Origin of the sequence: Xenorhabdus sp. PB30.3 (assembly GCF_963895965.1) — a bacterium.
In the GTDB taxonomy this organism is placed as follows: domain Bacteria; phylum Pseudomonadota; class Gammaproteobacteria; order Enterobacterales; family Enterobacteriaceae; genus Xenorhabdus; species Xenorhabdus stockiae.
The window spans coordinates 40,752-58,654 of sequence record NZ_CAWQMW010000013.1 but is presented as its reverse complement, the minus strand read 5'-3'; the positions used below and the strand labels follow the sequence as shown (position 1 = coordinate 58,654).

Sequence of the window (17,903 nt, the reverse complement as noted above, 5' to 3'; positions counted from 1 at the left end):
TCTATTTTATGCACTGAGTTAAAACCCGTCTTTGAGGCGGGTTTTGTGCGTATAGGCATTACCATAAAACGGAACGCGAACAATTAAGATTTTAAATTGCTGAATACGATACTGTCATTTTTAGGTCGATATTTATTCTGTAAAAAAACAAGATGAACCTTTCAAGAAAGCATCCGTTTTCTATCTTGTTCGATGGGTATGCCACTTCACTGTTAACTGATTTGAATTAGAAAATGTTTTTGGAGTGAGAATGCTAAGGGCTTCCGAGGAATGGTATAGCGACTATTGCGCAAGGACGAAGAAGAAAAGACAACCCATAAAGGGCAAAAAAAACCTCACCACTGATGCCTCTGTTCGTTGGGATAAACTCAATAACAGTGTGCGTTCCCCACATGCAGTAGCTTTAGAACGATTGTCAAAAAAACCGGAATTGCTGAAAGGCAACCATGAACATTACGCGCAAGTGCGTTTTTTCCATCATTGCGAGATGAATGCACCAGATATTTATAAACGTTTGCATTCGACGCCGAACGGCGGATTACGCCATAAAAAAACCGGTGAGCATCTGAGAGCGGAAGGTCAACGAAAGGGATATCCCGATGTGTCGTTAGATTTAGCCAGGGGGTGTTACCACGGAATGCGTCTTGAGTTCAAACACGGGGCTAACAAACCGTCTGAAGAGCAAAAACAATGGTTGAATACGTTATCTGAGGATGGTTTTTACTGTGTCGTTGTCTATGGCGAGCATGAAGCCATTGAGGTGGTAATGCAGTATTGGTGTTTAGCGGCTGGGGCAACGCTATCAGCGCATAAAAATGATCATTTGTGGAAGGGGTAAACAATGAAATTTAATGAAGAATTATTTTACGAATGGTTACTGGATAATCCTTCTGTTAAGCGTGATGCAACTAAACGAAAAATAGCGCACTGTATGGCTTGTCTGATTGAGTTATCGATTGAGAATAAAGGTAAAAAAGTTAAATCCGACAGCTTATTCAAACGTGCTAATATCAAAAAAGCCGCATTGCATTATGCTGTAGGCGGGGTGAAAAATTTGTGGAAAATGATCTACAAGGCAACGTCTGATTACGCCTATTGCTTATCTAAAGAACAAAAGTCAATTATCGCTACGCTTTTTGCGGATAATGTACATAAAAATCAGGCGAATATTCCTGATATCAGATTAATGAATTATCCGTCGGCATTGAACCTCATGATCCAGCGTGACTACAGTATCTATCGTGTGAATTGGGCGGGGGGATGTGTGAAATTGCACTGTGATAAACATCAACCTGATGAACATGCCGAATTCTTATTTACGACGCCGGATGGCATCTCTATTTCTTGGAATCCGTCGGTGCAGGATCAGCTGGCAGATAATTGGGCGGTCTATCGTGCCTAACAGGGTGTATCTTTCCGTTCCGCTGAATATGACCACTCATGAAAGTATTTTAATGCTGATTGAAAAGGGCTATAAAAACGCTGGGTATACCGTCAGCAATCCACACCATTTTAACCACGAAGGAACAAGCCTTGAATCGTTGGTCACACGGGTATGTATGCTGGTGCTCGCCAGTGAGGTGTGGTTTCCGAAAGATTTTGAGCATGATCCGGTATGTGTAGCCGAATATCACTACGCTTACGCATTAGGTAAAAAAATCAGGCTTGATAAGCATCGGTTGTTATTGGGTTAATTTTTTCTTTTAAAATAAATTATTAGTTAGAATCTAATTCTAAAAATGGCAAAAAAATTCTACTACTTCAATATCTCATTCAGTCAATCAGGGCTGGAGGCGCAATCGGTGATCGTGAAGCATTCCACACCACGTCTCACTCATCTTCGCTTACTGGAGGCTCAAGCGAGTCTGGGTGTTAGTGCTAATTCAGTGATTACGGGCGTAAGTTTTTTAGGGAAGATGACAGAAAAACAATGGAATGAAGAGGTATAACTATGACTGAACGTTCAGCAACGAATCAAAACAGTTTATCGTCATTACCCGAATCTTTACAGGGAGGTCATGGCGTCTGCGGTTGGTCTGGTTCAATTCATTAAACAGTATGTGCCAGCGGAGACGCAAGTTAATGATCGAGGAACCCAATAAATATTTTGAAGGCAATCCCTGTAAAAAATCAGGTCATACATTACGGTACGTTAGGAATAAATGCTGCGTTGAATGTCATAAGGAATCAGGCAGGAAAAACAGGAAGAACCTTCAAAATAGCGAAAGAATATCAAAGGGGAGGGTTTACCTCCTTACCGACTTCCAACACCGAGTATTTGTGCTTGGTAATCCGCCAGTCATTTAACGAGCATTTCAATTTCTGGCAATCTGCCTGATTTGTTGGAAAAGTGAGGGAACATAGATAATGTTGATCAGCAAAGCAAGCCAGCGGCAATCGTCATCGTATGTGGCAGGCTATCAGGATGGATACAAAGGAAATTGTTATTGCTTAGATATCGGCACACCGGCTTGTTGTTCGTTGTACTACAAAGGCTATGTGAAAGGCTCCCGCGATGCGTTAAAACGGATGGTAGAATCCAGAGACATACACAGGTATCACGGTAAAGTCATTGTACGCCGTTTATGGGGTTCATTTTGGCGGATCATCAAACGAGGGTTTTAATTGTGATGAACGGGTGTATGAATACTGTTCTATTTGTCGCTAGAACGCCATATTATTTAAAATTCAAGGCAGAATGTGATGCACGAATATGAAATTGAGCGCATAAAAGAAGGGATTTCTGAAAGAATGGAAGCCTTATTATTTTTACGAGATAGTATTGGCTGTTTCCCAGATAGTATAGATCCCACGCTGACAGGCTTGCTTTTCAAACAATGGCGTTTTATCAAATCCTCTGAAAACGAAATACGGTTCGCTAACGGTTTGCAGCCTGCTATCACGAGAAGTGAATTTGATTTGAATCATATCTATTGGAATGACAGCGTAAAAAAAGGCCATCATTGAGATGGCCAAAAATGTGAGACTGCTTTTTTTAAAGGAATAGTTGTTAACTACAGGGCGCTTGCCGTGCGGTTATGAGTGGATTTTAAGGCATACAGAAACTGGAAGACAGTATCCATTGAATTGTTGTTTCGGATGGATAAGGCGACGTTCATCGCTCCGGTAATACGAGCCTGTTCCACCAGCTCATTATCAACGAGATTATTTTGCGCAAGCCACTCAGCAATATCCGTCCAAGACCATAACGGGCGGCTACTGTCTACACGTTGAACTGGCGTCGGAAAGTCACCCGCTCCACGGCTCCCTTTGCTATAGCGAGATAAAGTCGCCTTTGTTGTTCCTGACAGTTCAGCGGCATCACTTAAACTGACAACATCCCCCATATCTACCGATAAACACTTTAAACCAGAGATTGATTCAATATTCGCTATAGCAGATGCCACAGCTTGAGCATAACTGTCGCTTTTCCGTGTGAAATTAATGTACAAGGTGCCATTATATGAAGCAGGATGCGAGTCACTGCATCCTGCCTCATACAGTGCGTCGGATATATCAAATAAATCATCATCGGTTGTAATTTTCTTTCCGCCTACCACGATACTAAAATCGTATTCTCTCATTCTACTTTCCTATCATTGAGAGGTGAGACTTATAAAAGGCCGCCGATTGACGGCCTTGATATTATTTGCACTTATCTACCAATGAGATAATGTCTTTTGCGTGGTTTTGGGGGCTATCAGGTGTCCCCCAAACTGATTTTTGGTGGCATTTATCCTCACTACCACAGCGTAATATCCCCACCGCATGGCCTTTTCCAGTACGTTTGATATAGATCCAGCCTTGAGACACGGCATATGAAACTGCCGCATTAATCTCTTTGTTTTTGTGATACGAGATACAAAATACTCCTTTTAAGTCTCACGTTGTTAAAGAACACGGTTGACTAACTCCATCAACCAACTGGTAACAATAGTAACCGAAGGGATTGATAGTGTCAACTATTGTTACCGATTTTTAATGTTTATTCCTTTTTTATCTTCATATAATCACTGCATATTTTATTATTAACTTATTGTAATTTATAGATATTTATTTCTCTTTCTGGCTTTTTAGGTAAGATAAAAAACCATTTAAAATCTTCTTGGAAAAGAGCGTGAAAGAGAAAATCTCCAATATCCATTTGGCAGATGTGCTTCTGAGAGAAAACCGTCCTCTGACCGCGAGAGAGGTCATGGATGCCATTCGCCGCTATCATCCACAGGTTGAAATAGACAAAGATTTTGTCTATGCCCGCCTGAATGTATTTTGTTCCTCCAAAAATATCATTTGCCTCATGGACACCAGTGTCCGGCCAAGAACGTTTGAAATGAGACACATCACACAGGCGCACTTTAAGCCTCGTCATGGTATGACCATTGATTTCTCAAAAACAGTTATTCCCGCTGGTGGGATGAGAGAAGATGAAAAAAAGGCTGCAAAGAATGCAGCCTTATTACGCCAGATGTGGGATGACCTTATCCGCAGAAGGGGGAATCGATGCTAACTCTTAGTTTGCATGGGAATGTTTAATGCCGCCAGCGCAGCGGGGGCGGTACCTTTTTTAGGGCTGACTTTTTCAAAGATGGTTGTTGATCCATCTTCGTTTTCGATTTTGCGAGTGGTTTTTATCGGTGGTGTCACCGTGCTATGCTTTACAGGTGTTTCCGCTTCCGCTTTTTTTTCCGCTGGTGGGACGTCTCTTTTTTCTGTTTCTTTTAACGTCACAGGAGCAGAGACAACGTGACCCACATTATTTAATGACAGGACATTCTTTACCATCTCTTTGCGGGAGTTTTCATCAGCCGCGAAAAATTCTTCGTTATCGAGAATTGACAGTAAGTTAGTCAGTCCTGCTGCTTCAATAATCTGGCCGCAACGGATCACTTTTGTGATTTTCATGCGCTTGCTGGTGTGACCAGTTAGGCTCTGGTATTCCTCCCGAAATTGGGAGGTTGCTTTGCCGTGCTCGTCCAGCGTTGCTGCGCGAACCACCACGTTTGGTGTTGCCATTTATGCCTCTCTCAAATTGGCTAATATTTGCTCTTTATTTCCAATGAGCGCCATATAAACACCACGAACAGTGGCATATTCAGGTTGTTCAGAAATGTAAACAGGGCAGCCCCAGTCCGTCGTGCAATCGGTCAGGTAATCCAGTTTGCCGCCGATGGTATAGCTGCCTCCGCCACCCATAACCATCACATCCAGATCATCAAGGCTACGACGCACGTTACGGATATCCTCTCGAATGATATTTGAATGTTCGATTGCGGCTTGCTGGACGACGGAATCAATTCTAATTCGTCTGTCTTCTGCTGATTTTAGGCTGGAGCCGATATACCCTCGACGAATAAACATATCAATCGATTCAAGATGAATTTCTTTGGCTTCAGCAATTCCCAGCTCTTCGGCGTGCTCCTGAAGTAACGCATGGACACGGTTTAACTGAATATGTACACCATGTTCAAAGGTGCTCCATCTCACTATCTGGTAATGTTCATCCAATTCCACAACATTGGTAGTAAAGCGTCCGATGTCAACAACCAGAATTTTTTTTGCGCCTTCCAGTGCGGGATTAGGACTCATATCCGCAAGCACTGAGGCTGACACATAGATAGGAACGGCTTCTGGATAGACGATAACGTCCAGAATGCGAGGGGCTTTTCTCTGACCGGAGACATTTTCGACCGGTGTCATTAAACTCTCTCGTTTGGCCTGAATACGCTTTTGGTCAATCTTACCGGAGTCATTGTAAAATTGGTTAACTGGCAGCGTCTCGCCCAAGATGATATCGCGTCCACCTAATCCTACTTGAGCCAACGCATTGATAACCAGAACACGATGCGCAGGACTGATCTGATAACGGGGATCGCAGGTATTGACCAGTTCGTCACCGCCAGTGACGACTGAAAATGTGACGTCTTCGCCGTGATACCCTTTGGTTTGCCATGCGGTTACTGCGTCTAATGCCATTGAATGGGCATGGCCCTGTTGTACTCGTGAAGGAATGATGTAATTTTCAAATTCTCCGTCACGTTCAAAACGCACGGCAATATTGCCGGAACCTGCATCGACGGCCACGAAGATGGGTTCTTGCATGGTGGTTTCACCTGAATCCGCATCAACGACCGCTAAAGCCGGTTTTTGCACAGCTGCATTATCAGAAACTGAATCGGTAGACTTCTTCATGATATTTCCCTGTTTTAGATATTAATGATTAAGACATTAGTCAGATTTGCGCATGAGTAATTTTGGTAGATTGTGGGAAAAACATCAACTATTTTTATTCTGTTTTTATTCCATTTTTATTCTATTTTTATTCTGTTTTTCGTGTTTGGGTAATTTATTTTTATTTAATGCATTGTTTTATAATTAATTTTTTAAAATTAAAGAGGTTTGAACTTTGGCGGGGGAAAGCCCTTATCCTTGGCAAAAAAATGGCTTAAAAAATTACCTTCATCAAACATATTAATGCTTGTGTATTATCAGCAGTATTGGGCATTTACTTGGGTTGATAAGGATGAACTGGCAGGAACACGTCTCTAATTTCAATAGACTACGCGCTGAAAAGGGGATCAGCATCCGTGAATATGCCGAACATTATCACCTGAATCCAAATACCGCCCGGCGCTATCTCCGTTCGGCTAATCCCTCCTTGTCAGATGATCAAAGCAATGATCACATTGCAAAAGATGATCATCATTCTGCCAAAATCGCTGCCAATCAAGAACCGAAAAAAAGCCGGAAAAGCCGCGCCAACACTGGTGTGAGGCCGAACAAGACAAAGGCGGACACAGACGCCGGTGATCATCGTCAGCAGGCCCATCACGCCGAAACCCAAAACGCGAAAATGATCATGCCACCGGCGAAAAACATCACGCACCAAAAATTACCACGGGGCACCGGTCGCCGATTAACGACGGGTAATGAAACGTCGATGAAACATGGTCGATATGCCTATCCCCGAAGTATCGATTTTGATAAGGCCGAAACCTTGCTGGATACCGGTTATCTGGATGTCTTGGAAGTGGATTTGATGCGACGGGCATTAGCCCATTTTGAACTCGTGGAACGGGTACGGGATCGCTCTATCGAAGAGTTAGAAAAACAGGAAGCCGACTTTGACACCGGCGATGAAGGTGCCCTACATCCGGTGTTTAAGCAGCTCAAGATGCTGAACGACTGTTCGTATGCCATGACTGATTTCATGCGCACCATGACATCAATCAAACAGGGGTTACTGAAAGATCGCCGTGAAGAGGAAAAGCACACGGCCAAGATGGGGGAGACGACCGTGATTGCCAATGCTTATCACCTCCAGCAGGAACAGGACTGGGATGCGATGCAAACGGCGATGTATATTGAGTCCAACGGGGGGAAAGTGCCTCCCGCTTTGTTGGATAGAGTACGCCACGACCTGAAACAATCGCAGGGCGAAGAGGTTGATAACGAAATCATTGATCAGGACGAACTGGACAGGCAAGCCAGAGCGTATCGGGCGCAGCAAGCCGGGCGTGATGCCTATATTGCAGACAAACGCCAACAGGTTAATCACATTGTCGATAAAGGCGGTTACGGGGATGTCAATAGCCTGGGCGAAGGGCGTGAAGGTGAATGGCTGGATGCGTTGGATGAAGCGCCGGATTATGATTACGAGGCCACAGAGGATATTTACGAGGATGAGGACTTACGGTAGTGGCTTCAGGACGAAAGAAACCCCGCAGCGTGGTCAGCGATCCCCGCTGGCGGGAGATGGTCATCAAATACCGGTACGACTGGGGACTAGCCGCTGTCCATCTTTTCGGTAAAACCCCCACTTGGCAGCAAGACCTGATCCTGGAGTCCGTACAGGAGTGCGGCAGTAAAACCAGTGTTACGTCCGGTCACGGCACGGGTAAATCCGACATGACCAGTATCATGATCCTGTGTTTCATCCTGTTTCATCCTAATGCCCGTGTGATCATCATTGCGAACAAAATTCAGCAGGTCATGACAGGGATATTTAAATACCTGAAGGTGAACTGGCATGAATGTATCCGGCGTTTTCCGTGGCTGCAAAATTACTTTATCCTGACAGATACCGCCTTTTACGCGGTTGGGGGTAAGGGCGTCTGGACAGTCATTCCCAAAGGCTTCCGTTTGGGGAATGAAGAGGCGTTGGCCGGTGAACATGCCGAATACCTGTTTTACATTATAGATGAAGCATCCGGGGTATCCGATAAAGCCTTTGGTATCATTACCGGTGCGCTGACACAGAAAGATAACCGGATTCTGTTACTGTCGCAGCCGACGCGCCCCAGCGGGTATTTCTACGATACCCATCACAGCCTCGCCAAACATTCCGATAACCCCAATGGCCTGTATGTGGCAATAACGCTGAATTCGGAAGAGTCCCCGCTGGTTGAACCGGAGTTTATCAAAATGAAGCTGGCGGAATACGGTGGCCGCGACAGCGTGGAATACCAAATCAAGGTATTAGGCCAGTTTCCGAAGTCGGTCACGGGATATTTATTGGGGCGGGATGAATGCGACAGGGCAGCAAGGCGTCAGATTTTCCTTGAAAAAGGCTGGGGCTGGGTCGCCTTGTGTGACGTCGGTAACGGGCGGGATAAGTCCATCCTGAATATCTGTAAGGTATCGGGGGCCCGTGGCGACAAGCGCCGGTTGGTTAATTATAAATTAGTCGAAATGGACGGGGCATGTGATCCGGTGGAGTTTGGTGAATTTATCCATCTGGAGTGTGATCCGGCCGTGTATCCCAATATCAGCCTCGTGGTGGACAGTGATGGAGTGGGGTCGGATACGGCGAGTATCTTGGAGCGTCGTGGCCGCGATGTACAGCGTATCCGGTGGGGGAAACCGATGTTCAGCAAATATGATCGTAACCGGTACATCAATCAGCGCGCTTACGCCAATATTGCCGCACAACGGGCGATCCGCAGTGGCCGAATGCGACTGGATAAAAGCAGCAAGACCGCAGAGCAGGCGTCAAAAATTCCGGTCAAGATTGATGAGAACGGGCGCTGGGTGATCATGAAAAAAGAAATGATGAGAGCGAAATTGAATATTCGCTCTCCGGATAGGTGGGATACATTTTGTTTTGGCATGTTATGTGATTATGTCCCGGCTTATGAAGAGGTAGGTTTTGAAGAGATGGCGACCCGTTCTGAAGCGATGCAATATCTTGATGATTACGATGGTGAAGACTAACGGTCAGTGTCTATCGTCAGTTCAGGAAACTGACGAACGTAAAGGACGTATTAACGTGAAAAGTATCGCATTTTAGGCGCTGTCGTTATAGCTATTCGTTGAATTTGATACAGGGCATTCAATCCCTCCTGGGCGGACAGGATAAAAAATCAATCGTGTGTGTTTTCTTGCACATACTGTTGTGCTTTCTGTTTTTCTTTGGTGATTCTATCAAGGCGTTGTGATTCTTTTTCAGCCAGACTGCCTCCGTCGTCTTTACGGGTAAGGGCTTTGAGTTTGCTGTTTTTTTTGGCTTTTTGGTGTGCATTTTTATGCGCGGTTTTCGCTTTTTCTATATCCGTCGTGAGATACAGGTTGCCACCGGCAAACAAAGAACAACGTATTGGTGATACCTTGTCATAATAGCTTTTTTGGACTAATTTCTCGCCCCGGTTGATGTCATAGGCATCGGGTGAATGCAGGCTGTTACCGTCAATGACGGTGCCATACGTTCCGACGCGATGCAGGGGAGTGTGATTGTCGTCTTCCGTCTTTTTACGAAGATCGATGATGATATCTCTGTAGCCACTTAAACGGCGACGAAACTTGGTGCCGGCGGGATAACTCTCAATCAGCTCTTTATCTAATTCCAGATCGATAATACTCAGTTTATGTTTGATTGTCGCGCGGTACAATTGGTTGAGTTTTTTATCTATTTTTCTGAGAATATCTTCACGGGTAATATTCTGGGTACTGGTTGCCTCGAATTCGCCAATAGAAAAGTGATCTCCGTCCCTCAAGATTTCAGGCACTGGGGAGTAAATCAGTGATGAGATGGGAGATAACCCCAGGGCACGGCGTTGCTCCGCGAAATCAGCAAACTGTTGCCAGGCTAATAACAGGTCTTCCACTTTATTCAGTGTTTTTTTATCGGTCATGATCGCTACAGGGCGGCGAGCCTCGCCCTGCGCATTGATATCGGTATACACCGCGTGTTTGAAGATTATCTTCATCCATGAATTGCGTACTTTTAGAAAGTTTTTATACCTTTCCTCAAAAATACTGTCATTGAAAGCATCCATTGACCACTCCTAACGGGTTTTATCTTGAACATATGTATTTATAACTTTATCAGGTTTGCGAAAAGTAATAAAAATTTAGTTAGAATTTAACTTTCATCAGAGTGGCAAAGGAGCGCGTTATTTCAGGTTATTTAACACATGACGCGCAATTGTTTTGTAGTCACACGGCGTACCGTCAACATGGGTGACATCACGCAGTCCATACAAGTGACGCGCAAGAATATGCGACAATGCACAGTCATGCAGATCCAGTTTCAATTCCTTTGCCATCGTGATAAGTGTTTGTGTGGTATAGCGTGTAATTTCCATTGTATTCATTTTCCGTGGTGTGAAGAAAATCTCGCCTAGCGGTAAAATTATCATCTGTAATAAAAACCAATGCGATTATATCTATGTGAAATTAAAATTCTCTCGCCTCGTATTGATTCCACTCATCCTTCCCCCCACTTTGGGCGGAATTGACCTTCATTATCTAAGGTGACATAATTAGCTTTATGTCACCTTAGACAGCATAAAAACGGGCAGGGCGTGACCGTCAGCATGAGGATGGTCACTCATAACAATCATTGCGACGGGTATCATGTCGGCCGGATGTGGATTGCGACCGGTTGAAATGGTCACGGTCAGTGAGAAATCGCTCACGCTTTTAATTAACAGTCAATGACGCGTCTCCGTGAAATCTGACAAAAGGCGGCGGTTATTCGCCGTGCTTTTCACGCAGCGCCACCGAACGAAAAAAGGGGATAGTGATGGCAGGAGAATTGCAGACAACGAGCCGTGATGGGGCACTGATCGCGGAGAGTCCGGATCTGAATGAGGAGGTGCTACGCAACCTCAATGCCTTTATCAAAGATAAGGAGGCGTTTGCCGACAATACGTGGCGTCAGTTTATGAGCGCAGTGCGTCAGTGGTGCCAGTGGTGTCTTGCCAAGGGGCGCTCTTATCTGCCGGTGGAAGCGGATTATCTGCGCGATTACCTGTGGGAGTTGCATGAACGCGGGCTGGCCCCAGCCACGATCCGCAGTTGTGCTGCCATGCTGAATTTGTTGCACCGGCAGGCGGGACTCATTCCCCCCGGTGACAGTCAGCAAGTCAAACGGGTACTGAAAAAAATTCACCGGCTGGCGGTGGTGCGCGGGGAGCAGACCGGGCAGGCGATCCCCTTTCGCATCGCGGACTTAAACCGGCTGGATACCGCGTGGCAGGACTCCCCCCGGTTGAAAGACCGCCGCAATCTGGCCTTTTTGTTTGTGGCCTATAATACCTTACTGCGCGTGTCCAATCTGGGCCGCCTGAAGGTCAGCGATGTGATGTACCAGCGCGACGGCAGTATCCTGTTGAATGTCGGTTACACCAAAACAAGGGTGGACGGACAGGGACTGGTGAAATCGCTCAGCCCCCGCGCCGCCGCCCGTTTGCGGGCATGGCTTCAGGTGTCCGGCCTGAGCGATCACCCCGACGCCTATGTGTTCTGTCCGGTGCATCGCTCGAATCAGGCGGTGGTCACGACCACCCACCCGCTGGACAGGCGCAAGTTGTCGCCGATTTTTGCGGCGGCGTGGGACGTGGTCCACGGGGAAGACCAACAGCCCAAAAACAAAGGCCGCTATGCCACCTGGACAGGCCACAGCGCCCGCGTGGGGGCGGCACAGGACATGACGGAATCGGGTTACAGCCTCGCCCAGATCATGCACGAAGGCACCTGGACAAAACCGGAGACGGTGCTGGGCTATATCCGTCATCTGGACGCGAAAAAGAGCGTCATGCATGAGCTGGTGGAGGGGCGTACTGAGGAATGACGGAACTCTTGCACTAATTTATCTTATAGCCAGCCCGTGATGGGGCTGGTGCCTGCCATTAAAAAATGGCAGGGATAACACGAGTGATGGTACGCTTTTCTACTTTTCATCCTGTACTTTATTTTTTTCCAAAATCTGTGTGCGTTGGAGCAGGTATATATGAATTAATGCCGCTTATATAATTATTTTCTGGGCAATTATTAGCTGTTTTTGTAAGGTCTGGGCAATAATTCAAACATGGTTTACTTTTTCCATTGGGTTCTGGATCTGTACATATAGCCTCTTTAACAAAATCACAGTTAGTTAAAAATGCTGTTTGCCAAGAATTAGAAATGCCGTAATATAATGTGTTTGCCCATATCAGTAGGCAGGCATTATGATCTAATCTTGCGGGTGCTATTGTTTTACTGATTTTTAATGTTACCCTCTTCTGTTTCAAGAAACAGCTAAAAAGGCCAGAATTAATATCCCGTATAGACCACGAATGCGTATTGTGTGGAGGAAATGGATAAAGAGGTACATCAACTAGGCCATCTATAGGTTCTACACACTGTGTGTCGTACACAGACATATTAATAGGTACAAGATCTTTATTTTCAAAATTAAGTATAAAATCTTGATAAGTTGACGCTGGTTTCGAAATGAAAATTAACATTATAATAACACTCAATAATATTTTCATATCGCCTCCTTTTTCGGAAACAATAAAAATCATGATAATGACGTCATTATTAATGTTGTAATGAAATCATAATGTTCCTATGAATGCTGTTTTTCTCCTGTCCAGTGTTATTTTAACGCCAATCCCCCGGCTAATACTTACTCAAAATTTATCTTCCTCTTGTTGCGATTTAATCAGCATGCTATAACGCCAGCATTAACATACTGGCGTTATAGCATGCTAATGTGTTGCCAGCGCCTGATAGAAATGCGGATTTTCCTGTATTACGGCTAACACTTTTGCGGCCAGTCCGGTAGGGTTCCGACGCTTTTGCTCCCAGCTTTTGATGGTATCGAGGCTAGTGCCTAACGCTTCCGCCATCTCTGCCTGTGAAATGTTAAGCTGAGCACGGATCGCCTTCACGTCAGCAACGTCGTATCGAGTAATACGTGCGGCGGCTTTATTGCCCTGTTTAATTTCAACGGCTTCTTCTAGGGATGCTTTCAATTCGTCAAAAAAAGTCATATCACACCTCGTCTTTTAGTAATTTTGTGAGTTTTTTCATTTCTGCTTTTTCGGCATCCGTTAAACTATCTTTTTTACTTTTCGGATAAGCCATCACCAGATAGATAATTTCTTCGGTTGCCAGAAAATAAATCACTCTGGCGCTGCCGCTTTTTCCCTGTGAGCCTATAGCCATTCTTATTTTACGCAATCCCCCTGTGCCACGTATTAGATCGCCCTTTTCCGGCGATTCGATCAGCTCTCGTTGAAGTTCTTTAAGCTCTTCATCAGTGGCAATTTCTTTGATCTGTCGGGTAAACAAACTGGTTTCAATGAACTCTATGGCATGACTCACGGGTAAATCTCCTTTTCCTTGGAGTACATAGTACGCCTTTTGTGTCGAAATTACCAGCATGACGTATGATTTTTCCATCAGCATGGTGTTGTGTGATACTTCTCATTTCTCATAAAAACTAGAAGCATCAAGATTAATTAAGGAAATCATTTAAATGGCTAGACATATTCGGCCCCATATAGGGCAATATATTTCTGAGGAGATGGCACATTTAAATATGAGCCTAAGAGAACTTGCGCAGGCATTGGATGTTTCCCCGTCAACGATTGGGCGTGTAATGGAAGGTTGTGCAGCAGTTACGCCAGCAATGGCGGAACGTTTAGCCTGCGTGCTGGGTAGTACGCCGGAAATGTGGCTGAGGCTTCAGGAAGTGCACAGCTTAGCGCGCAATAAATAGGGGATTTTATCCGTTCCACCAGCCTGAGTAACCATTTACAAATGGCACTACACAGAAAAAGAAAAGCCGATGTATACACATCGGCCCTCTAAGCGCACAAATCCAACCAAAACAGGGTGTTTTTGCTGAATTATGCGATAAGAATATCAGGAAAAAGGCACTTTGCACCAGCAATATACTTAATCTTCCTGATGTTTAGTGGGAAGTTCTCTCCCTTTAGTCGATTTAATCGCCTCCATTGCATTTTTGAATTCCTCAAAGGCTTTTTCGTATTCTTTTGTCTTCGTGGTCAGCGTAGTGATTAGTTCGTCTTCGAATGTATGGTCATGACAAAGATTCTTTTTGTACAGGATCAAAACTTGTTCTGCGAAGATATCATCATCATCATCGATATAAAAATAGCAGGTCGGAACACTTAAAATTGTGGCGAGCTGGCAAGCCACGCTGTATGGCGGCGATAACACCCCTCTTTCATATCGGCTTATTTTTAACTTTGCTTGTTCTTTACTACTTGCCCCTAATGCTTCTCCTACCTCGCGTTGTGAGAGGTTTTTGGCTTTTCTGGCGTCTATTAATCTTCGTGGGTTCATGTATTAAAAATATTAACCTTATTTAGAATTGCACCTTGATTCTTTTTTACCACTGTTAGAGAATGCGTGATAGTAGGCGAAAAGAGATACCAGTCATCTCCTATTGCATACTTATGGAGTAAGGATTTCCCTTAAAATCAAGTTACTCACCAGGGAATTTTTAAAAAAACAAATAACTATAACAAATGTAACTATTTAATACTTAATATTTAAGCTAAATCGAGAGGTTTGTTTTGGTTCAGAAGCCCCCGTATTTTCAGGAAGTTGAGTTTTTGAAGGGATTACCTTGGTCATCTGCAAATGTTCCGATGTTATCCAGTAAAATTGCTGCACGTATTTCCATTGATCAAAATCCCGTATTAGTGGGAACTTCTTGTATTTTTATTCTGCTAAAGGTGTTTCGGGATGAAAACCATGAAGGTGGTTTGTTACATAAATACACCTTAGTAGCCTTAGATGTTATTGATGGGTTTTATTCTCGTTCTTCCTTTCATGAAATTGAGTTTTTGAGCACATTACCTTGGTCAACTGAAAGTGTTTCTAGGTTATCTAGTGACATTGTTGATCGTATTTCCGTTGCTCAAAATCCCGTTTGGGTAGGAGCTTCATGTATTTATCTTTTGCTCAAGAAATTTCCTGATACAGAGAATAAAGAGTATTTACATAGAAAATACGGTCTGGTGGCTTTAAGCATCATAAAGGGATTTTACCCTGATTGTTTCAATGAATTAGGGGGAGTATATGAATAAAGAATGGAATGAATATACAGATACGACACTTCTTGAAGAAACCGTTGGCGATATTCTGAGTAAATTACCGTGGGAAAATTTAAAGCGTGACGAATTAAAAGATAACGTGTTAGCAATTATTGATAGTTATGAGGGGCGTCAGGAGGAAATTAGACTGATATGTATTTATTGGTTATTAAGTAGTGGCCTTCTTGATTATAAGGTACATAAAAAATTTCGAGATGATTCAAGGATTTTTTATAAAATGATAACGATTTCGCGCTCTATCATGAACGGAATGATAAAAAAAGAAAATATTCATGCTTCACTGCCACCAGCTACAAAGCATTAAGATATAACTATAACTATATGTTTTTATACTCCTCGTTTTGTTATCTATTCTTTCCGCCCTAATTAAAGGATAGATAACCCTTTTTTAGATTATCACTGAGATACCGTCTTATGAGTAATAATATATCAATTTCCATCGGGCATCGCATTCAAATACGGAGGAAAAAATTTCATATGAGTATGGAAACCCTCGCTGAAATAATTGGTGTGTCACAAGCCCAGTTATCACGGTATGAAACGGGTGAGCGTCATATATCGGCGGAACAACTTTTTCATATTTCTGTCATATTACGAACCCCAATTGAATGGTTTTATATTGATTGTCGGTTAATAGATATAGTCCCCAAAAAATCACCGATAAAAGGCGAAAATGACCTTCTTGTTTTAGATCTTGTCTCCAAGCGAAACAAGCGAAAAAAATAACCAAATTTAATTATTCCCCACTATCTATTTTTATGCCGAAAGAAATTGAAAAACTCGTTGGACGACGCATCCAAATGCGGCGAAAAGAATTGGCATTGAGTGCAACTCAGTTGGCGCAACTCGTTGGAATATCCCAACAACAGCAATCCAGAATTGAGAGAGCGACGTGTAAAATCACGGTGTCGCTACTTTTTGATATTGCGGTCATGACGGATACCCCGATTGATTGGTTTTTTCAGGACTGCTATCCCTATATTCAGCAATCGATGAAAGATCGAAAAACTCGATTTGCTGTCGATGTTCATGCAAGGCGTAGAAGAAAATAATGCCCTGAAATCGCTTATCAGCCTGATACGGATGTATCCACCCGCAAAAGCCTCTAGCCCTTTCAATTGAAGCTCCATTCTAATAGAGACTCAATGTCTCATACAGGAGTTGCACATCATGGCTCAACCAGTGCCTGTCGTTATTTGCCGTACACATCCCAAAGCCGTTATCCCTACCTATCACACTGAAGGTTCAGCAGGATTTGACCTGAACGCCGTCGATTACCAGTTATATACGAATATCGACGAGGGCAATTCACACCTTGCCTATTACATCAGAACGGGGATTAAAGTCGCTATCCCTGAAGGGTATTGCATGAAGATATACGCGCGTAAAGACCTGGGACAAGAGCACCATGCCCGCCCTGCCGAGTGTGTCGGTATTATCGATTCTGATTATCGTGATGAAATCGTCATTAAGCTGGTTGTTGAATCAGGAGCGAACCGTCTGACCTTCAGAGAGGGCATGTGTGTTGCTCAGGGCTTGATTGAAGCCGTGACCAAGGCATCATTTGAAGATGTCACCGAGGAGAAATTCGCTGAACTGAAAAAAACAGCACAGGCAGCGGATCAGGCCACCAGCACCGATAACCCGGCTGAGAGTGAACCCCGTTCAGCAGAGAAAGACAAAACGTCAAAATCAAAGGCTGATAAATAAGGGTAGATTGTGATGACAGGGTATATTCTGGCGGATAATTTCACGCTGAACCGGAGTGAAGCAGGCCACTACGCAACTTTTGATCTCAACATCGCCACCGCGTTACTGGCAGGCTCAACGCTGGAAGGCATGACCGATGAAGGGGATGCCATAATGAAAGCCCCCAACGGGCTTGATTGGATCATTGTCAAAGAACAGGACTGGGAACGGGAAAAAGCCTTAATGCAGCAGTACAGCTGCCCTTGCTACAACCCCATGAACAACGAGCTATTTACGCGCGTTATCATGCGCCAGTACCCGATGACGATTGACCCGATTGTCACGGCTAACGGGGCGCTGGTGGGGCAATGGCGTGTCTCTTCCAATGGTGCATCTACCGGTATTCCTGTCACCACGGCTTTCCAGCACAAATTACCTGAATTCTGTGTCACTCAGTCTGAAAATATGTCAGAAGCCATCGTACATAACGGCTTAATGCAGGCCGGAATTGGCCGTATGGCCTATTTGTACTTTCAACATGATATGGATAGCTACGATGTGGTTTTCATCTCACCGCAAATAGCGGACGTCATTAAACAAGAACCGGCTTTCTGGGCGTACTGTGTCCGCGCCGCTGAACTGGATCAATATGCGGTGATTGGCGTTCCTGACGAACAAAAGCGATTGGCCGTTGAAAAGGCGAAGTTAATGCTGGTGGCTCAGGTGGCTGAATATAAGCGTGACAGTGTGTCAGAGACAGATGGTGAGGTTTTACCGGAAGAAAGCATTGAAAAGTAACTAAGTAACTCATGAGGGGGCTTGCATGTGCCCCCTATGTGGGTGAACCAATTAATTCAGGTG

The 17,903-nt window shown here is 44.3% G+C and carries 27 protein-coding genes; 17 read left to right on the top strand and 10 right to left on the bottom strand.

Going from position 1 to position 17,903, the window contains the following annotated elements; genetic code table 11:
- The first annotated feature begins 250 nt into the window (after positions 1-250).
- The 6 genes from AACX38_RS01830 to AACX38_RS01805 all read left to right on the top strand — a co-directional run bounded on the left by AACX38_RS01830 (position 251) and on the right by AACX38_RS01805 (position 2,967).
- The gene (locus tag AACX38_RS01830) at positions 251-838 is read left to right on the top strand and encodes a VRR-NUC domain-containing protein (RefSeq protein WP_228863439.1); all 588 of its coding nucleotides are present in this window, start codon (positions 251-253) and stop codon (positions 836-838) included.
- A 3-nt stretch (positions 839-841) separates the two neighbouring features.
- Positions 842-1,402 (top strand): Thoeris anti-defense Tad2 family protein, encoded by a 561-nt coding sequence (locus AACX38_RS01825; protein ID WP_228863438.1) that lies wholly within the window; start codon positions 842-844, stop codon positions 1,400-1,402.
- Positions 1,395-1,694, top strand: coding sequence for a hypothetical protein (locus AACX38_RS01820; RefSeq protein ID WP_228863437.1), 300 nt, complete (start codon positions 1,395-1,397; stop codon positions 1,692-1,694). The genes AACX38_RS01825 and AACX38_RS01820 overlap by 8 nt, the downstream gene beginning before the upstream one ends.
- A 45-nt stretch (positions 1,695-1,739) precedes the next feature.
- Entirely contained in the window at positions 1,740-1,949 is a 210-nt protein-coding gene (locus AACX38_RS01815) for a hypothetical protein (RefSeq protein ID WP_228863436.1), read from the top strand.
- Positions 1,950-2,367: 418 nt separating this feature from the next.
- Complete coding sequence (locus tag AACX38_RS01810) at positions 2,368-2,625, top strand: hypothetical protein (RefSeq protein ID WP_228863435.1); 258 nt, start codon at positions 2,368-2,370, stop codon at positions 2,623-2,625.
- Positions 2,626-2,703: 78 nt separating this feature from the next.
- Positions 2,704-2,967: a hypothetical protein gene (locus AACX38_RS01805; RefSeq protein WP_228863434.1), complete on the top strand. Its 264-nt coding sequence runs from the start codon at positions 2,704-2,706 to the stop codon at positions 2,965-2,967.
- A 47-nt stretch (positions 2,968-3,014) separates the two neighbouring features.
- Here the strand turns inward: AACX38_RS01805 and AACX38_RS01800 are convergent, their stop codons facing one another.
- Positions 3,015-3,584: a DNA-binding protein gene (locus tag AACX38_RS01800; RefSeq protein ID WP_228863433.1), complete on the bottom strand. Its 570-nt coding sequence runs from the start codon at positions 3,582-3,584 to the stop codon at positions 3,015-3,017.
- Between the two features lie 533 nt (positions 3,585-4,117).
- Between AACX38_RS01800 and AACX38_RS01795 the strand changes: the two genes are divergently transcribed.
- Positions 4,118-4,507 carry a hypothetical protein gene (locus tag AACX38_RS01795; RefSeq protein WP_228863432.1) on the top strand — a complete coding sequence of 130 codons (390 nt, stop codon included), beginning with the start codon at positions 4,118-4,120 and terminating at the stop codon, positions 4,505-4,507.
- Here the strand turns inward: AACX38_RS01795 and AACX38_RS01790 are convergent.
- Together AACX38_RS01790 and parM are read right to left on the bottom strand one after the other, a co-directional pair.
- Positions 4,504-5,013 (bottom strand): hypothetical protein, encoded by a 510-nt coding sequence (locus tag AACX38_RS01790; protein WP_228863431.1) that lies wholly within the window; start codon positions 5,011-5,013, stop codon positions 4,504-4,506. The genes AACX38_RS01795 and AACX38_RS01790 overlap by 4 nt on opposite strands.
- Positions 5,014-6,189, bottom strand: coding sequence for a plasmid segregation protein ParM domain-containing protein (parM, locus tag AACX38_RS01785; RefSeq protein ID WP_228863430.1), 1,176 nt, complete (start codon positions 6,187-6,189; stop codon positions 5,014-5,016).
- A 331-nt stretch (positions 6,190-6,520) separates the two neighbouring features.
- Between parM and AACX38_RS01780 the strand changes: the two genes are divergently transcribed.
- Both AACX38_RS01780 and AACX38_RS01775 read left to right on the top strand, forming a co-directional pair.
- Positions 6,521-7,696 carry a hypothetical protein gene (locus AACX38_RS01780; protein ID WP_228863429.1) on the top strand — a complete coding sequence of 392 codons (1,176 nt, stop codon included), beginning with the start codon at positions 6,521-6,523 and terminating at the stop codon, positions 7,694-7,696.
- Positions 7,696-9,210, top strand: a complete 1,515-nt coding sequence (locus AACX38_RS01775; RefSeq protein WP_339385647.1) for a terminase — start codon at positions 7,696-7,698, stop codon at positions 9,208-9,210. Before AACX38_RS01780 ends, AACX38_RS01775 begins: the two co-directional genes overlap by 1 nt.
- Before the next feature lie 149 nt (positions 9,211-9,359).
- On the opposite strand, the gene AACX38_RS01770 is transcribed toward AACX38_RS01775, so the two are convergent.
- From AACX38_RS01770 to AACX38_RS01760, 3 genes are all read right to left on the bottom strand, one after another.
- The gene (locus AACX38_RS01770) at positions 9,360-10,271 is read right to left on the bottom strand and encodes a hypothetical protein (RefSeq protein ID WP_228863428.1); all 912 of its coding nucleotides are present in this window, start codon (positions 10,269-10,271) and stop codon (positions 9,360-9,362) included.
- A gap of 117 nt (positions 10,272-10,388) precedes the next feature.
- Positions 10,389-10,580, bottom strand: coding sequence for a hypothetical protein (locus AACX38_RS01765; RefSeq protein WP_228863427.1), 192 nt, complete (start codon positions 10,578-10,580; stop codon positions 10,389-10,391).
- 183 nt (positions 10,581-10,763) lie between these two features.
- Complete coding sequence (locus AACX38_RS01760; RefSeq protein ID WP_228863426.1) at positions 10,764-10,913, bottom strand: hypothetical protein; 150 nt, start codon at positions 10,911-10,913, stop codon at positions 10,764-10,766.
- A 107-nt stretch (positions 10,914-11,020) separates the two neighbouring features.
- On the opposite strand from AACX38_RS01760, the gene AACX38_RS01755 reads away from it, so the two are divergent.
- Entirely contained in the window at positions 11,021-12,070 is a 1,050-nt protein-coding gene (locus AACX38_RS01755; RefSeq protein ID WP_228863425.1) for a tyrosine-type recombinase/integrase, read from the top strand.
- Between the two features lie 118 nt (positions 12,071-12,188).
- Here the strand turns inward: AACX38_RS01755 and AACX38_RS01750 are convergent, their stop codons facing one another.
- The 3 genes from AACX38_RS01750 to AACX38_RS01740 all read right to left on the bottom strand — a co-directional run bounded on the left by AACX38_RS01750 (position 12,189) and on the right by AACX38_RS01740 (position 13,590).
- Complete coding sequence (locus tag AACX38_RS01750; protein ID WP_228863424.1) at positions 12,189-12,752, bottom strand: hypothetical protein; 564 nt, start codon at positions 12,750-12,752, stop codon at positions 12,189-12,191.
- A gap of 219 nt (positions 12,753-12,971) precedes the next feature.
- Positions 12,972-13,256: a NadS family protein gene (gene nadS / locus AACX38_RS01745; protein WP_228863423.1), complete on the bottom strand. Its 285-nt coding sequence runs from the start codon at positions 13,254-13,256 to the stop codon at positions 12,972-12,974.
- Position 13,257: 1 nt separating this feature from the next.
- Positions 13,258-13,590 carry a type II toxin-antitoxin system RelE/ParE family toxin gene (locus AACX38_RS01740; RefSeq protein ID WP_228863422.1) on the bottom strand — a complete coding sequence of 111 codons (333 nt, stop codon included), beginning with the start codon at positions 13,588-13,590 and terminating at the stop codon, positions 13,258-13,260.
- A 154-nt stretch (positions 13,591-13,744) separates the two neighbouring features.
- Between AACX38_RS01740 and AACX38_RS01735 the strand changes: the two genes are divergently transcribed.
- Entirely contained in the window at positions 13,745-13,987 is a 243-nt protein-coding gene (locus AACX38_RS01735; protein WP_228863421.1) for a HigA family addiction module antitoxin, read from the top strand.
- A 179-nt stretch (positions 13,988-14,166) separates the two neighbouring features.
- Here AACX38_RS01735 and AACX38_RS01730 read toward each other — a convergent pair whose 3' ends face one another.
- The gene (locus AACX38_RS01730) at positions 14,167-14,577 is read right to left on the bottom strand and encodes a helix-turn-helix domain-containing protein (RefSeq protein WP_228863420.1); all 411 of its coding nucleotides are present in this window, start codon (positions 14,575-14,577) and stop codon (positions 14,167-14,169) included.
- Positions 14,578-14,849: 272 nt separating this feature from the next.
- Here AACX38_RS01730 and AACX38_RS01725 point away from each other — a divergent pair, with 272 nt between their 5' ends.
- The 6 genes from AACX38_RS01725 (at position 14,850) to AACX38_RS01700 (ending at position 17,840) form a co-directional block, all read left to right on the top strand.
- Positions 14,850-15,326, top strand: a complete 477-nt coding sequence (locus AACX38_RS01725) for a hypothetical protein (RefSeq protein ID WP_228863419.1) — start codon at positions 14,850-14,852, stop codon at positions 15,324-15,326.
- Entirely contained in the window at positions 15,319-15,657 is a 339-nt protein-coding gene (locus AACX38_RS01720; RefSeq protein ID WP_228863418.1) for a hypothetical protein, read from the top strand. Before AACX38_RS01725 ends, AACX38_RS01720 begins: the two co-directional genes overlap by 8 nt.
- 110 nt (positions 15,658-15,767) lie before the next feature.
- Positions 15,768-16,079, top strand: a complete 312-nt coding sequence (locus AACX38_RS01715) for a helix-turn-helix domain-containing protein (protein ID WP_255711993.1) — start codon at positions 15,768-15,770, stop codon at positions 16,077-16,079.
- 74 nt (positions 16,080-16,153) lie between these two features.
- A complete protein-coding gene (locus tag AACX38_RS01710; protein WP_228863416.1) occupies positions 16,154-16,405 on the top strand; it encodes a helix-turn-helix domain-containing protein in 252 nt (83 codons plus the stop codon).
- 118 nt (positions 16,406-16,523) lie between these two features.
- The gene (locus AACX38_RS01705) at positions 16,524-17,063 is read left to right on the top strand and encodes a dUTP diphosphatase (protein ID WP_228863415.1); all 540 of its coding nucleotides are present in this window, start codon (positions 16,524-16,526) and stop codon (positions 17,061-17,063) included.
- Between the two features lie 12 nt (positions 17,064-17,075).
- Complete coding sequence (locus tag AACX38_RS01700) at positions 17,076-17,840, top strand: hypothetical protein (protein WP_228863414.1); 765 nt, start codon at positions 17,076-17,078, stop codon at positions 17,838-17,840.
- The last annotated feature ends 63 nt before the right edge of the window (positions 17,841-17,903 follow it).